Origin of the sequence: Maribacter sp. 4G9 (assembly GCF_002742265.1) — a bacterium.
Taxonomy (GTDB): Bacteria; Bacteroidota; Bacteroidia; order Flavobacteriales; family Flavobacteriaceae; genus Maribacter.
Genome location: NZ_MDGL01000008.1, coordinates 15,119 through 30,235, shown reverse-complemented (window position 1 = coordinate 30,235; position 15,117 = coordinate 15,119). Strand labels below are relative to the sequence as shown.

General features: G+C 42.3%; 11 protein-coding genes. 6 read left to right on the top strand and 5 right to left on the bottom strand.

Annotated elements, in window-relative coordinates; all coding sequences use genetic code 11:
* Positions 1-231 precede the first annotated feature (231 nt).
* The 3 genes from BFP75_RS01675 to BFP75_RS01665 are packed head-to-tail and all read left to right on the top strand — an operon-like array spanning position 232 to position 5,087.
* Entirely contained in the window at positions 232-1,149 is a 918-nt protein-coding gene (locus BFP75_RS01675) for a sugar phosphate isomerase/epimerase family protein (RefSeq protein WP_099542950.1), read from the top strand.
* A gap of 16 nt (positions 1,150-1,165) precedes the next feature.
* The gene (locus BFP75_RS01670) at positions 1,166-2,779 is read left to right on the top strand and encodes a carboxylesterase/lipase family protein (protein WP_099542949.1); all 1,614 of its coding nucleotides are present in this window, start codon (positions 1,166-1,168) and stop codon (positions 2,777-2,779) included.
* 58 nt (positions 2,780-2,837) lie between these two features.
* The gene (locus BFP75_RS01665; protein ID WP_206073466.1) at positions 2,838-5,087 is read left to right on the top strand and encodes a glycoside hydrolase family 3 protein; all 2,250 of its coding nucleotides are present in this window, start codon (positions 2,838-2,840) and stop codon (positions 5,085-5,087) included.
* Positions 5,088-5,161: 74 nt separating this feature from the next.
* Here the strand turns inward: BFP75_RS01665 and BFP75_RS01660 are convergent, their stop codons facing one another.
* Positions 5,162-5,671 (bottom strand): PepSY-associated TM helix domain-containing protein, encoded by a 510-nt coding sequence (locus tag BFP75_RS01660; RefSeq protein WP_099542947.1) that lies wholly within the window; start codon positions 5,669-5,671, stop codon positions 5,162-5,164.
* Positions 5,672-6,229: 558 nt separating this feature from the next.
* Here BFP75_RS01660 and BFP75_RS01655 point away from each other — a divergent pair.
* The 3 genes from BFP75_RS01655 (at position 6,230) to BFP75_RS01645 (ending at position 9,594) form a co-directional block, all read left to right on the top strand.
* Positions 6,230-7,465 (top strand): tyrosine-type recombinase/integrase, encoded by a 1,236-nt coding sequence (locus BFP75_RS01655; RefSeq protein ID WP_099542946.1) that lies wholly within the window; start codon positions 6,230-6,232, stop codon positions 7,463-7,465.
* A 197-nt stretch (positions 7,466-7,662) separates the two neighbouring features.
* Positions 7,663-9,141 carry a hypothetical protein gene (locus tag BFP75_RS01650; protein ID WP_123803286.1) on the top strand — a complete coding sequence of 493 codons (1,479 nt, stop codon included), beginning with the start codon at positions 7,663-7,665 and terminating at the stop codon, positions 9,139-9,141.
* 153 nt (positions 9,142-9,294) lie between these two features.
* Positions 9,295-9,594 carry a helix-turn-helix domain-containing protein gene (locus BFP75_RS01645; RefSeq protein ID WP_240531662.1) on the top strand — a complete coding sequence of 100 codons (300 nt, stop codon included), beginning with the start codon at positions 9,295-9,297 and terminating at the stop codon, positions 9,592-9,594.
* A 571-nt stretch (positions 9,595-10,165) separates the two neighbouring features.
* Here BFP75_RS01645 and BFP75_RS01635 read toward each other — a convergent pair.
* The 4 genes from BFP75_RS01635 to BFP75_RS01620 all read right to left on the bottom strand — a co-directional run bounded on the left by BFP75_RS01635 (position 10,166) and on the right by BFP75_RS01620 (position 15,113).
* Entirely contained in the window at positions 10,166-10,597 is a 432-nt protein-coding gene (locus tag BFP75_RS01635) for a hypothetical protein (protein ID WP_099542942.1), read from the bottom strand.
* A gap of 13 nt (positions 10,598-10,610) precedes the next feature.
* A complete protein-coding gene (locus BFP75_RS01630) occupies positions 10,611-11,477 on the bottom strand; it encodes a hypothetical protein (RefSeq protein ID WP_099542941.1) in 867 nt (288 codons plus the stop codon).
* A 139-nt stretch (positions 11,478-11,616) separates the two neighbouring features.
* A complete protein-coding gene (locus tag BFP75_RS01625; protein WP_099542940.1) occupies positions 11,617-12,948 on the bottom strand; it encodes an MBL fold metallo-hydrolase in 1,332 nt (443 codons plus the stop codon).
* Between the two features lie 14 nt (positions 12,949-12,962).
* The gene (locus BFP75_RS01620; RefSeq protein WP_099542939.1) at positions 12,963-15,113 is read right to left on the bottom strand and encodes a S8 family serine peptidase; all 2,151 of its coding nucleotides are present in this window, start codon (positions 15,111-15,113) and stop codon (positions 12,963-12,965) included.
* Positions 15,114-15,117: the final 4 nt, after the last annotated feature.

Here is a 15,117-nt window from a genome sequence, read left to right as displayed (position 1 = left end):
TTACCTGTCCATCGGTGATTTTCCTGTTGTTGTGTTCGTTGTGGTTCATTTCTTTCAGTAGGTCGTCGACCAAACAATATATTGCTATAACTTTGTCCTGGAGCATTTTGAGATATTTTTATAGTTCGCACCATAAAATTACAAACTCATCTTGCTCCTATTTTTTTAGGAAACTCGGGTTAAATAGTTGAATTTTAAACTTGAACAATAAATAATAAAAACAACAGGAACATGAAAAAAATAATTTTAAACGGATTTATACTGGCTTCCATGGGGCTGATTTTATCTTGTAAGGGTAAGGCCGATAAAACGAATGAAACTACCGAAACTCCAGCACCAGCAGTTGAAGAAGTTCAGGATTTTGGGGGATTGGCGTTATATACCGTGCGCGATGATATGGGAACCGATGCCAAAACGACCCTTAAGGCAGTAGCCGATGCAGGCTATAAAAATATTGAGGCCGCAGGGTATGCCGATGGGAAATTTTACAACATGTCCCCTGCGGATTTTAAAGACTACTTATCGGAAGTAGGTCTTACCCCTATAAGCACACATCAGTCGAGTGTTACATTGGAAAATGCCGATCAGATGATGGCAGATGTTGCGGCAGCTGGGTTTGAATATTTTGTGGTGCCCGTTCCTCCTATGGGGATGTTCAAATTCAATATGGAAGAGAGAACAATGGGTATGGAAGGTACTCCTCAAGAATTGGCAGATATTTTGGACACCCTAGGTGAAAAAGCGAGTAAAGCGGGTCTTAAATTATTGTACCATAATCACGATTTCGAGTTCAAAAAAGGAGCTGATGATGTGGTCATGATAGATTACTTATTGGAAAACTGTAATCCTGATAATGTGAACTTTCAAATGGACCTGTATTGGGTCACCAAAGCGGGTGCCGACCCGGTAGCCTACTTTGAAAAGTATCCGGGTCGTTTTAAACTTTGGCATGTAAAGGATATGGATGATCAGGGGAGATTTGCCCCTGTTGGTGAAGGAACCATTGATTTCGGTAGGATTTTAGCGAAAAAGGAGCTGTCCGGTATGGAGTATTACATGGTGGAGCAGGACATGACTTTTGATGGTCTTAAACCTTTGGAGGCCATTAAAATCAGTCATGAGGGTTTAAAGAAGTTCGGATTTGAATAAACTTGATATCAATAATATGAAAAAAGGAACACTTAAATTAATTGTACTTTTCTTCATGGGCACTCTGGCCATGATGCCACAAGAAGTGACTACGGGAAAGGACGTGGCCGTCACCAACACGGAAAGCGGTAAAGTCCGCGGTTACATCCAGAATGGAGTTTTCACTTATAAGGGTATTCCTTATGCAAAGGCAGAACGTTTTGAGGCGTCCGTAAAGCCCGATGCGTGGGAAGGTATACGAAGTTCAACTATGTATGGACCTGTAGCTCCCTTGTTGACGCCTACCACCTCGGTACAGGACGAATCGGAGTTTGTTTTCGACCATGACTGGGGCTATACCAGTGAGGATTGTTTGAGTTTGAACATTTGGACCCCTAGTATATCGGACGACAAGAAAAGACCTGTGATGTTCTGGATTCACGGCGGTGGCTTTACCGCTGGATCGAGCCATGAACTCCCTTCTTATGATGGGGAAAACCTTAGTAAAAAGGGGGATGTTGTAGTCGTATCCATAAATCACAGGTTGAACGTATTAGGCTTTTTAGATCTATCGGCCTATGGCGAAAAGTACAAACACTCCGCCAACAACAGCATTTTGGATATGGTTATGGCCTTGGAATGGGTAAAGGCGAACATTGAGAACTTTGGAGGAGATCCCAAAAATGTCACTATATTCGGTCAGTCCGGGGGTGGGGCCAAGGTAAATACTTTAATGGCAATGCCCAAGGCAAAAGGACTTTTTCATAAGGCCATCAACCAGAGTGGGGCCATGAGAAGTGCTATATTGGAGAAAGAGGATACCCAGGCTATCGCAGCGGAAACCATTACACTTTTAGGATTGGATGCTTCCAACATTGATAGCATTCAAAAAATAGCATTCCAACTGTTGGCGGACGCCAGTACCAGGGCATTGCAAAATGTTGCCCAAAAAATGCAGGATGCCAATAAGCCTGTGATAGGTTTTGGATTGAATTGGGGACCTAGCAGGGACGGGGAGGATTTGCCCTACCAGGTAAATTCTGACCAGGCTTTTGAGTTATCCAAGAACATTCCTCTAATGATCGGTACCGTTAAGAACGAATTTGCACCTTTTGCCAATATGAGGTTTATAAACGCATCGGAAGCTGAAATCATGAACCACATCAAGGAAACATATAAGGACAAGGCCGATAGTTATATTGCTGCGGTAAAAAAAGCATATCCCAATGATACACATCCCAAGGATTTATTGGATGTGGATACGATGTTCCGTCCGGGGGCGGTTGCTCAGGCGAATAGAAAAGCGGGCTTAGAAGGGGGGGCAGATGTATATATGTACCTTTTTACATGGCAATCTCCAGTATTTGACGGCAAATATAAATCGCTACACTGTATGGAACTTCCTTTTGTTTTTAATACGGTGGACAAGGCCAACCACATGACAGGTGGTGGTGGAGAAGCACATGCCTTGGCCGATAAGATGAGTCAGGCGTGGATCAATTTCGCCACGACCGGAAATCCGAACACGGATAATTTACCTGAATGGCCTGCTTATAATACTACCAATACGGCAACTATGCATTTTGATAATACCTGCAAGGTACAACCCCAACTAGATAAAGAACTGTTTGCAATTGTAACTGGAAATTAAACATTGAGTAATGAATACGAAAACATTTACATCAGGAATAATAATAGCTGTCATCAGCATGATAGCACTAACAAGCTGTGGTGAAAAATACACTTCAGAATCAAAAAATTACGTTACCCTAGTGAAAAACAAAGGTGGTGCAACCTTGGGATATTCGCCAAAATCTGGCGTACAAATTATTGCGAAGGAGCGCTATGCCTTTAAAGATTTAAATAAAAACGGCACTGTAGACGCTTATGAAGATTGGCGCTTGCCGGTGAATGAACGGGCGAAGGACTTGGCCCAGAAAATGAGCTTGGAAGATATCGCAGGCCTTATGCTTTATAGTTCACATCAATCCCTTCCCGGCAGAAGCCGTGGTTTCGGATCATCTACCTATAATGGCAAAACCTTTGCAGAAAGTGGTGCTAAAGCAAGTGACCTTTCAGATGAGCAAAAGAAATTTTTGAGCGATGACCATTTACGCCATGTATTGATTACTTCTGTCGAAAGTCCTTCAGTATCAGCACAGTGGAATAATAACGCTCAGGCTTTCGCCGAAGGTTTGTATTTGGGTATTCCCGTAAATACAAGTTCTGACCCGCGTCATGCAAGCGATTCTTATGCGGAATTCAATGCGGGTGCCGGTGGGGACATTTCAATGTGGCCTGGTACTTTGGGCATTGCGGCTTCTTTTGATCCCACCCTCATGAAACAATTTGGTGAAATTGCTTCTAAGGAATATAGAGCTTTGGGAATCGCCACAGCACTTTCTCCGCAAATAGATTTAGCGACCGAACCCCGTTGGAGCCGTTTTGATGGTACTATGGGAGAGGATCCTGATTTGGCTACGGATTTGGCAAGAGCTTATGTTGACGGATTTCAATCTACCAATGGAGGCGATTGGGGCATGGAGAGCGTAAATGCCATGGTAAAACATTGGCCTGGCGGTGGACCGGAAGAAGGTGGTCGTGACGGGCATTTTGGTTATGGTGCCTATGCGGTCTATCCTGGTAAAAATATTAAAGATCATATGCAGCCTTTTACCGAGGGTGCCTTTAAACTTGAAGGTCCTACAAAAATGGCTGCGGCTGTAATGCCGTACTATACCATTTCTACAGGTGAAGGTGAAAATGTGGCCAACGGATACAATAAATATTTGATCACAGAGATCTTACGGGGCAAATATGGATATGACGGCGTATTATGCACCGACTGGGGTATTACCCGAGATATGACTTCTGTTTCTAAATTTGAAGGAAAACCATTTGGGGTAGAGAATCTCTCCGTAGCGGAACGCCATTATAAGGCCATACAGGCAGGTATGGACCAATTTGGCGGCAACAATGATATGGGACCAGTTTTGGAAGCCTTTAAATTGGGGGTTGCAGAAATTGGCGAAGAGGCCATGCGTGCCCGTTTTGAAGAATCGGCGGTGCGTTTGTTGACCAATATATTTAGAACCGGCCTTTTTGAAAATCCATATTTAGATGTGGAAGAGACCAAGGAAATCGTAGGAAATAGTGAGTATATGAAAGCCGGTTTCGATGCGCAGCTACGCTCCATTGTAATGTTGAAAAATAGTAACAACGCACTTCCCCTTAAGATAAAGCAAAAGGTTTACGTACCGCAGCGCTATATTGCTCCAACTACCAATTGGTGGGGGGTGACTACCGAACCTAAAACTGTAGATGCTTTCAATATGGAAGTCGTAGCGAAATACTTTGATGTTGTGGAAACTCCAGAAGAAGCAGATTTTGCACTGGTAGGAATTCAAAGTCCCGATGGTGGCGTAGGTTATGACGATGCAGATTTGGAAAAAGGAGGCAATGGCTACATTCCGATCAACTTACAATATGGTCCTTACACCGCCAATACAGCCCGTGAAGTTAGTTTGGCCGGCGGTAGTCCCTTAGAGGATTTTACCAATAGAAGCTATAAAGGAAAATCGGTAACCACCATTAATACAACAGATATGCAATTGGTGAACGATACCAAGGCAAAAATGGGAGATAAACCGGTAATTGTATCGGTAAAGGTTTCAAAGCCTTTGGTGTTTTCAGAAATTGAACCCAGTGCTTCGAGTATTTTAATCCACATGGGTGTACAGGACCAGGCGTTGATGGACATAATTTCCGGTAAGGTGGAACCATCGGCATTGCTTCCATTTCAGATGCCCGCGGATATGCTTACCGTGGAAGCACAATTTGAAGATGTGCCAAGGGATATGGTACCCTACACGGATGCTGAGGGAAATGTATATGATTTCGCCTTCGGATTAAATTGGAGCGTTACAATTATAGACGAGCGTGTTAAGAATTATAAATAAAAATTCAAATAACCAATTGACCAAAAAAAGAACCCGGACAATCGTCCGGGTTCTTTTTTAAGGCTAATAATGGATTATACCATCAAAAGGACTACAGTCAATAAAAATCCAGCAACGGCAAAATAGATACCCTTTTTATAAATGGGCGCTTTTGGATTGATCATAAAAAAAGCGGATACCGAAAAGAACAGCAAACCTATCCCAAATAAGATGGCTAGCCAAAATAAGGGATTCCCCTGGTGCATCTTATGCAGGTTGTTCATTTTTTCGATGACGATGGGTTGCCGCTTTTCAGTATAGGATACATCTCCCGTGGTTTTATTGTAGGAACCTGATCCAAAAAAGACCATATCGCCTTCGGTTTTGTCCACCTTAAAAGAGCGCATACGAAGTTCCTGCCCCAGTTTTTCTTCATTCAATCCTGCAGGGAGTGTTTTGGTAATGGTTACCTCTTTCTTAAGGAAATCCGTGTTGCGAAATGTCAGTACGATACCGCTAATAGCATAAACGGCCATGATTCCCGCTAGGAAAAAGCCTAGGTATCTATGAAATTCCCTAAAGGTATTCTCTGATGTTCTACTCATGATGATTTAGGTTGTTTAGTATTGTTCAATTTTAGAGGCCTAAAATAGGAAAAGGTTTAATGTGGAAGGCCTATTTTTTCTCGAGTTATGAATAATTTTGTAAAAAAGGATCCTTCTCAGCTTATAGAACAGGTTTTTATAAACGGCTGATTCTAATCGAAAATTTCACAACTAAAAAACATTCAAAATCAGATGATTAAGAGGGCTTTAGGTACTCGAGGCGGGAATTGCCTCCGGCGAGTCCCCTTCAAACTTGTTGAAAATAAAAAAGTCAATCATTTTATGATAGTTTTTTTGTTCTTCAAGCTTTTCGTATATGTGATTCGCTCAACCTTTCATAACAAAAAAGTCGTGATTTTTATCACGACTTTTCTACTTATAAGTACTCGAGGCGGGAGTACCATTTATTTTGATTGCTCTTGAATCCCTTTAAATACGCTAATATCGATATATAAAGGGATTATAAACATCCATTTAAACTTAATTATTTCGATTTTATGTAAAATATTTCCCCCTATTTTGCCCCCTATTTTATCAGATTTTATATCTTTATAGAGTATGCAAGTTTCATTTGATTTAAGAAGGGATAAAGTTGATAAACAGGGATTAATGCCGGTAAGGGCATTGATTACCTTCGAGGGCTTTCGTATCCGTAAGGTTGTACAGGGTGCAAAATCAAATGAGAAACATTGGAATGAAAAAAATGAAAGAATAAAGCCGCCATTAAAATCCGAGGCCTATAATTATCATTTAGAGTATAATGATAAGATTGAACGTTTCGAACAGAAGGCAAAGGAGATTTTTAGGTTTTTTCACATCAATGAAATCATCCCTACGAGAGACGATTTTTTATCCCGTTTTGACTCTGATAAAAGTGTGAACATTTCAAATGATTTGGTGAAGTGCTTTGAGGAGTTTATCGAAAAAGGTAAGCTGACCAAGGCAGAACGAACGATAAAATCCTATGTGACCGCACTCAACGTCTTTAAGGATTTCGGTGAGAAACACAACTATTCTTTGCGCTTTGATACCATCAATAATGATTTCTTTACCAAGTTTCAGGAATTCTGCTTTTTTGATAAGAAAACAAAGAACAATTATTTCTCTAGATTGATTACCACATTAAAAACATTCATGCGATGGGCAATGGAAAATGGGTATCACGAGAATATTTCATTTTTGAAGTTTAAAGCCCCAGAAGAAGACATAGAGGTCATTTACCTTACCCTTGAGGAATTGATGAAACTCTATAATCATAAGTTCGAAACGGAAAAATTAAGACGGGTCAGGGATTTTTATTGTTTTGGATGTTTTACAGGGTTGCGTTTTTCGGATTTGAAAAATCTGAGACCTTCTAATATTACTGAGAATGAAATCAAACTGAACATTCAAAAAACCAGAACCATAGACCATCGTGTTCCCTTGAACGTATATTCAAAGGAGATTTTAAAAAGATACAAGGATACGATATGGGAACCTTTACCTATAATATCTTCACAAAAATTCAATAAGTATATTAAGGAATGCTGCCGAATTGCAGAAATCAACACACCGACCTCAATCACCAGGTACGTTGGTACAAAGAGGCTGGACAGAACCGTTCCAAAATATGAGCTTATAACAAGTCATACGGCAAGAAAAACTTTTGTGACGAATAGCTTGGTCTTGGGTATGAAAGAAATGGTCGTTAGAAACATTACTGGTCATAAAAAGGAGGAGACCTTTAGACGGTATGTTAAAATTGCCGAGAGTCTTAAACAAGAAGAAATGTCCAAGGCATGGGGCAAAGTTTGAATTAAAACTTCTGGAATACCTTCAATCAGTCTAGATTGCCAAAAACCCTTACATCAAGTCCAATACAAGATTTCCCTCAAAAAATCGTTTGTATAGGACAATTTACAAGCGCATACCTAATTTGAAACTTACTTTTAGCTAGGTTAAATCCTAACAGTAGAAAGAAATAGGGGAATGCGTTGGGCAACCAAAAAAGTTTGAAAACCTGTCTTAACATACAAGAATCCTTAGACCCTATAAAGTTGTTTTTCTTCAGTGAATTTCAAACTAAGGAGTTCAAGGAATTTACAAGACTAAAAATACGAAAACTTAGTCCGTACCAGTTTTACCACGTATTGGCATGGTTACTTGAAAATATAAAGGACGATGCCCTTTTGTCAAATCTTGATGTTCTTTTTGATTTTTCTGATTTGGATGCGCAAAAGTATAATCCAAGCAAAGTCCATTCATTCCCTCTTTACGAGGAACCCAATGAAGGTCCAAATCTCCCTAGTATTTTTGGTGAGGACTGCATGAGGTTTTACCATATGGACTATAGTACGATAAAGTTAGTGTCGGAAGAATCTAAAACCTTAGACCGGGTAAACAGGTTCCAATTGTATTTCAAGTCAAGAAAAGCTATCAAAAGTCCAAAGCTGGACTACGAACGATTATTGAATTTAATGTCGTTGGATGAGCGGCTCTGTTTTCCCGTTTATAGTTTTCCCGATGAGGATTCGGCACCGTTTTACGGTCATGCCCTGAATTTTCTAAAAAGCAGAGTCAGTAGCGAAGCCAGTTCGTTAGAATATACATTAACGGATGAACTAAGAAAAGAAGGTGAAAAAATTAAAAAACTTTTTGTAGGGGCAAGGAGGGATGAACTCCCTTATGTTCTGATGGATGGGTCGGCATTGCTTTTACCATTGCTGGTCGGCTTTGAAAACTGGAAGCGATTGGTCATAGATGCCCTAAAACAAAAGCAACTTTTCAATTTATTGAAAACCAAATTGTTGTTTTCATTGCAGGAGCTACAAGAGGTGATCGGCGAGGAATATTTTCAGGACTTGACAACCAACGTACATGGCAGATCTCTTATCGTAAAAAATAGGGAGACCGGTATAAATACCCTAAAATCCATCTCTTCCCCGCTGGTACATTCCTCGAAATTTGTGAACTGGTTAAAAAAACTAAAAGCCTCAGATTTAAAAGTTGCGATTAAAAAGGAGATTGAATTGGTGCCCCAAAATCAGGTAATCATTTCAAAAAAAGGTTCACAGGTAAAGTTGAAGAAAGCTATTTTGGAATTTTTCGGGTATCTGAAAATTGGAATCGATGACGAAAAAGAGCGTACACTGGAAAGCTTCCTATACCGGAATTTTTCCTTTGAAGCGGAGGATACAATCGATTTTTCCAAGCGTACCGTTAGCAATTATGGGTATCGTCCTTTAAGTTTTATCCCCTCCAAACACGCCAAGGATTTTACAAAACTATTGTTATACCTCTCCGATAAGAACTACTTGTTGAGTAGCAAGACACATATCGTTAGGATGTTGGATGAAGATATCCACGAAAAGAATGGTAAGGACGGGTTTAGTTATAGTTCCTTGATACGTATTCCCAGCGACGAACACCATCTCTTTCCAAATACCGAGGTTAGAAGACGCATCCGTTCCATCCTAAAAATTGACGATTGATCGCACTTGGGTTACCTAGCTTACGGAATAATAACCAGTTATAACTAGTTATCGCATTGCACTTTGCACTAAAACCTAAGGTGCAAGCTAATTTTCCGAATTTATCCCCAATTTAGTTACCCGGGCACAAGCTCGAGTTTAAATTCGATACAAATGGGAAATGTACTTTTTTACACGCACACGAAAGAGGATTTGAAAAGAACCGTTAAAATGGTCTTGGAAGAAATGCGAAAAACGGAATTCATCAACGAAACCTCCATCAATCCGGAGGATGACCGATTGAGCCAACAAGAGGCGGCTAAATTTTTGGGCATCTCCGTTACTTCATTGATTAGTTGGAAGAAGAAGAAAATCGTTCCGTATTACCAAATTGGTAGGTCCATTTTCTTTTCCAAAAAAGAATTGCTTGACCTTGCAAGAAAAAATGCATTTATTCGGAAGTCTAGATACTAGTAATTTCCCAAGTCCCATTTGATTTTTTCTAAAAACTTAGTCCCATAAAAGTTGTATAAACGAAACTACTAAAAGAGATCGCGAATGGGACACTTTAAGAATAGGTCAATTACTATTTAAAAATAGTCCTGTTTAAAGGCCGATTTGTTAGACTATAAGAAGTTTAAAATTATATCTCCAAACAACCCAGTAGTCGGGGAGTTATTGAAGTTCAACCTGGAGGGTAAGAAAATGGAGGATTTTATTCAATCGATTATCTTTACGGCAACCTTGGGTTTGCAATACGAACAGGTCAAAGCAGCGCATGAGCAATGTAGCCGAGGGCTAGAGCATATTGTCGAATAATGCGGTTCAAGGACCATCTCGCCTCTTAAGTGTCCCGTCAGAGTATTGCTGCCCATAATATGCTGAAAGTGGTACCCCTATAGGCCATTTCAGCGATGTTGGGCCATAACAAATTCAACACTACATAAATTTATTTGAAGTCCTTGCCTTCCAACATCATTATCGTCTATTAGGAACAACTTACTATTATTTAGGGACCCCGTTATCAAGCCTCTACTACCATATGTTAGGACAGTTCATCAAAGCTTTTTAGTACATGCGCAATGGAAGAACTTACGGCATAGAACGATGCAGGGTTTGGCGTTACCACGAAGGTAGCCACGGATGCTGCCGTGGATAGCACTGAGGTTAGCGTGTTGAAAAGCGCTTTTACCGAGTTGATTTTTTCAATGGTTTTGTTTATGGTTGCGGTCCCGGACTTTATTTCTTTGAGATACCCCTCCAAACCATCTACTAGGGTAATCGAATCGTCCATTACTACTTTTGAAGCATAACCGATAATGGGTTGGTAATAATTCGTGTAAATCCCGTTGTATTCCCCATAACCAATTTTTCCTTCCGCATATAATTTTTTAGCGGTCTTGAAAAGGGTCGTAGCGATTTGATCCAAATGCGCTGAAATTATTGTTGACTCCCGAATAATCTGTTTTTTATCCATACCTATATCTCATTTAAAGTTGTCGTGTTCCTCCATAAATTCCTTTAATCAGTTCCAGTATTTCCTTTGCTACCTCTGCATCATCCCCGGTGCCGATGCGCCGGTATTCCTGATACAGTTTTTGATGACTTTCTTTAAAGGCTTCAAGTGCAATGGCGTATGTATCGATGTTCTCCAAATCTTCCGTTAGAAATTGCTCTACTACATTTATGGTTAGATTATCCAAATCATTATACTGTACGAATAGTGAATCCGAGATTGTTCGAGATTGGCCATGGAAGACCCTTCGCATGTCCGGCCTTACCATTTCATCTGGGTCCTCCATATTATTCAACTGTTTTATCACATAGCCGTATACCCGTTTTCTATTGGCCAATTCCGGCAACATTAGGCTGTCGATTAACTTTTGAATGGGGGTGTTTACGTTACGCACGACCTCACGAAGGTTTTTTCTCTTCACCGTATTGGCCATGAGTTCTGCGGTATTCGATATGATTTTTTTAATCCCACTAGTCGATTCATCGCCAATGGCAAACCAGTTGGCATTTTCCCCTTTTGAAATGATCAGGTCCAATTGGTCGTCCGTCGAAAATCCATTGGCTTTGGAAATGCGCTCCAAGGCGTTACCATAGCTGCTTAACACGGTTAAAGCCGTCGACAGCTCCTGGATATTGGTTTCGTACCGTTCACAATACGATACATTGATCACCGTATTGTCCAGAGCTTGGGAAAAATCGCAGATGGAAATCGGGCGGTTGTAAAGGGTGTGGAACCCGTCCAAATTTTGGGCGAGTTTACCCGTGGTGGCAGTGGACTTAAACGTGGCACAACTTGTTGCTGAAATACAACATACGATTCCTATTATATACCTAAAATTCATTGGTTTCTATTTTTAATTACTATGCTAGTTCTGAATATTCCCAAGATAAAAAATAAAACTTTCCTACCTTCCTTGTTCGCTTCAGATCGTTATTCTGTCCAATTCTAAAAAGTATCCTTCTTTGTTTCTCCTGTATCTATCAAAGATCGATGGTCTGCGATTGTTTGTTCAGGGGCATGAACTTATATTCAAAACCTGGATGCTGCGACTTAAAGTCGGCTAGTTTGGCAGCGACTTTAGCGAGGTGTTCTTTTTGTCCATCCGTAAGCGAATCCCCGGGATTTGCACTAAACCAAAAGGTAAAGGGCCTATCAGTCTCTTGGTTTGCACTCTTTTGGTCCGCGGTACCCCTTCTGGAACTGTATAGCATCTCGATGACCGCTTCTTCCGGATTGTCGTGGCTGCCATTCCCACAGAACACATAATGGTCCGCTGTAATTTTTTTACAAAAATCTGCGTCGATATTGGCACCGGCACCGTGGTGTTGGATTTTCAAAACGTCGACATGTAGGGTTTCCTTAGACGAAAGCTTTTTGTTTTTTTTAAGCCCTTTTAGAATGTCGTCGGAATGACCGTCCCCGGTCATCAGAATGGTTTTTTCATCGGCTTCCACAAGAAACATGATGGATGCCAGATTGGGAATGCTCACTTTCGCACGATTGCCCAGGTCGGACACCGTACCACTCCGTAGTAATAATTGGGACAGTTGGGACATACTGAGGGGCTGGTTCAAAGCTGTGAGACTAAGGTCGGCATAAAAGGCCTGTAATTCCTGACGGTGTGCCTTTTCCCATTTAATCCATTTCTCTTTTAAGTCCGTGAGATCGGCCGAGAAAGGCCCGATGACGGAAAGGTTAATGGTTCCTATTTGCTGTTCGTTCTTATGAATGGAGCGTTGGTTGCATTTTACAAGCTTACCGTAGTATTGTGGATTTAATGGAATGTTCAACTGTTCGGGCCGAATCCGTTGGGAAAGGGTGATTGCTTTTTTGATACTGGCCGCCTTGTGATTTATGGTATCAAATAGGCTATTATTTGTGAAATCGGCGGTCATTTGCTCTACATTTTGCAAGGCTTGGGCGACCCGAGGTAACGCCTCCCCTAAATCGTAGGTTTCTGCAAAGGAATTATGCCAGATGGAGGTTATCGGGGGAGCTTCCGCTATCTTGGGTTGGGGTACGTTGGCCGTACTATTTGTACTTTTATGGTGCCGGTACACCCGCCATTGGGCGACCAGTTCCAGTAAAACCAAGACCCCGACGATATGGTCATCGTCGATATGGGAAACGCAAAGCAAATCGATTACTTCCCCTTTTTCCTTGATTTCTTTATGCAGGTAGGGTGCTACGGATTCCTTAAAACTGGTGGTCATACCACCATCGACCAGTACATGGTTATTTTTACCGTTTCCATCGGGATGTGATATCAGTAGGGAATCCCCTTTTGACGATCGGAATATCGTTAGTTTCATTTTACGCTATTTTTTTAATCTATTGTAATGTCCTCATAGGTAATTAAATTCAGGGCTTCTTCCACACAGGCATCCCTGTTGAGCATCCCAAAACCTGTATCGTTTTTCCAATCGTAGTTCAAACCGGTAATGGGCGTTGATGTCCTTTTCATAATACCTGCTATCTGTACCGATGTCAGCCGGGGGTTTGCAGCAAGTAAAATTCCGGAGACCCCACAGGCGTAGGGACTGGCCATACTGGTTCCCGTCTTTGCCGTCCATAGTTCATCGGGGCCGCTAAAACCATTGGCCGCATAAATATTGGTGCCGGGGGCTACGATTTCGGGTTTTTGACGGTTGTCCCTTGAAGGGCCTTGGCTACTGGAAATCTGGATACTATCGTTATCTATATCATAATTACCCACGGCAATCACATTATGGCCACAGGCCAAGGAGTTGATGGATTTGTCATCCACATTGGTGGCCTCGCTAAAAAAGGAGGGGAAGTTCCAGAAGTTCTGTACGCGCCTGACGGGGTCGTCCCGTTCTATCCAGGCATCAAAACGCCCGTCCCTAATTTCATCCCCGATGACCCGTACTTTCCAGAGGCCTGACTTTACACCCACAATCTGTTGTGGATTCAGGTTGGGACTCAAATAGATGCCAATATAATTATTGCCATTGGCTTCATGGTATATTTTGTTGTAGACACTTAAAAAGGAGAAATCGTCCAGCTGTTGGTTTTCTATGAACTGCTGTGGTCGGATCGGGCCGATCCAATCACCCCCTGGGGGTTTTACCATGACCGAAAATCGGTCTTGGGGTTCGTACCAGATTTCAAGTTCATTTTCCGACACATCGCTGATACCGTTTCCGATGACGTGCCATTCGAGGTCCTTGGTCAATCCTTTGTTGGAAATCCTGCCCGAGGTATGGATGCGACCCATGATGTATCCAAAATCATCGGGGGTCACCCCTTTTTCCTGACCGGCATTTCCTGCAGCGACACATACACAGCGGCCATCCTGGACGAGCTGATTATCGATCCACCGGTTAACGGCGGCGCTACCGTCGTGGGCATGGCCATTGGTACCTAAACTGATATTGATTGATATAGGGAGTTGCCGTTGTTTGGCAAGGGTCAACAAAAAGTCGACGGCATCGGAAATTCTGGAGGAATCTGTAAAGGACTTGGCCCGGTCCTCGTCTTCCGAAGGCAGGGAGATAAGTACCCCGGCGATGTGTGCCTTTGTACATACCCCTGAATTTCCTGCGGCTATACTGGCCACATGGGTGGCGTGCGAGGAAGGAAATTGCTGGGACTGCGGTTCGATGGCATGGACCGGAGCATGAATGCTTGCCGAGGCTTGAATCGCCTGATTCATATGCTCTTGGGTATGGAGGCTGCCGTACTCTAGGGTACTGAAGTCCTGGGACGTTTCACTGGGCGGGGGCCGGTGCGCTCCCCCTTGGTCCCATATACCCAAAAATCTTGTTTGTCCGTTAGCATCCAGAAAATCTGGATGAGCATAATCGAACCCTCCCACATCGATAATACCTATCAGTACGTTGCTACTATCGCTGGGTACGCTTTTAGCGGCAGCCTGAACGGATTTTGGTTTTTGTTTGGTCCCGATCGTAAATCCCAACACTGGGGGCGTGAGTACCGATTGGCTGCCTTCAATACCTACAATGTGTTGGCTTGCTGCCAGCACTTTCAGGTCGTCCAGTATGACGGTGGCCTTGATTATCCTGCCACAGCTCCGTACATTTCTAATCCGTTGGCGCAACTCCTTTTTTCCTATTTTCGGAAAAAGCTCCTCCACCACATCGGTCCAAGAACTGCCTTCCCGTAGTTCCATAAATACATTGGCCTCCACCAGCGTGGGCGGGTCTTCGGTGATGGAGCCTTTTTTTAGGGCTGCCTTTTTGGTTTTCTTTTTCCGGATTTTGGTCTCCGCATCGCGCGATTCGGTTTCCTGTCCCAATGCATATTTTTGCACTACCTGTTGGGTAATGTCCGAAAACTCCTGTGGTTTCAGTACCGGTGCCGTGGTTGCGATACATTGGTTGGAAATGGACCGAATGGCGTTGACTTCATTACTGCCATTGGCGATCATCCGGAGTTTACCGTGTAGCTTGGCCGAGTGGCCGAGTTCCTGCTGTGATTTTAGTGTCGTTGCCATCGTG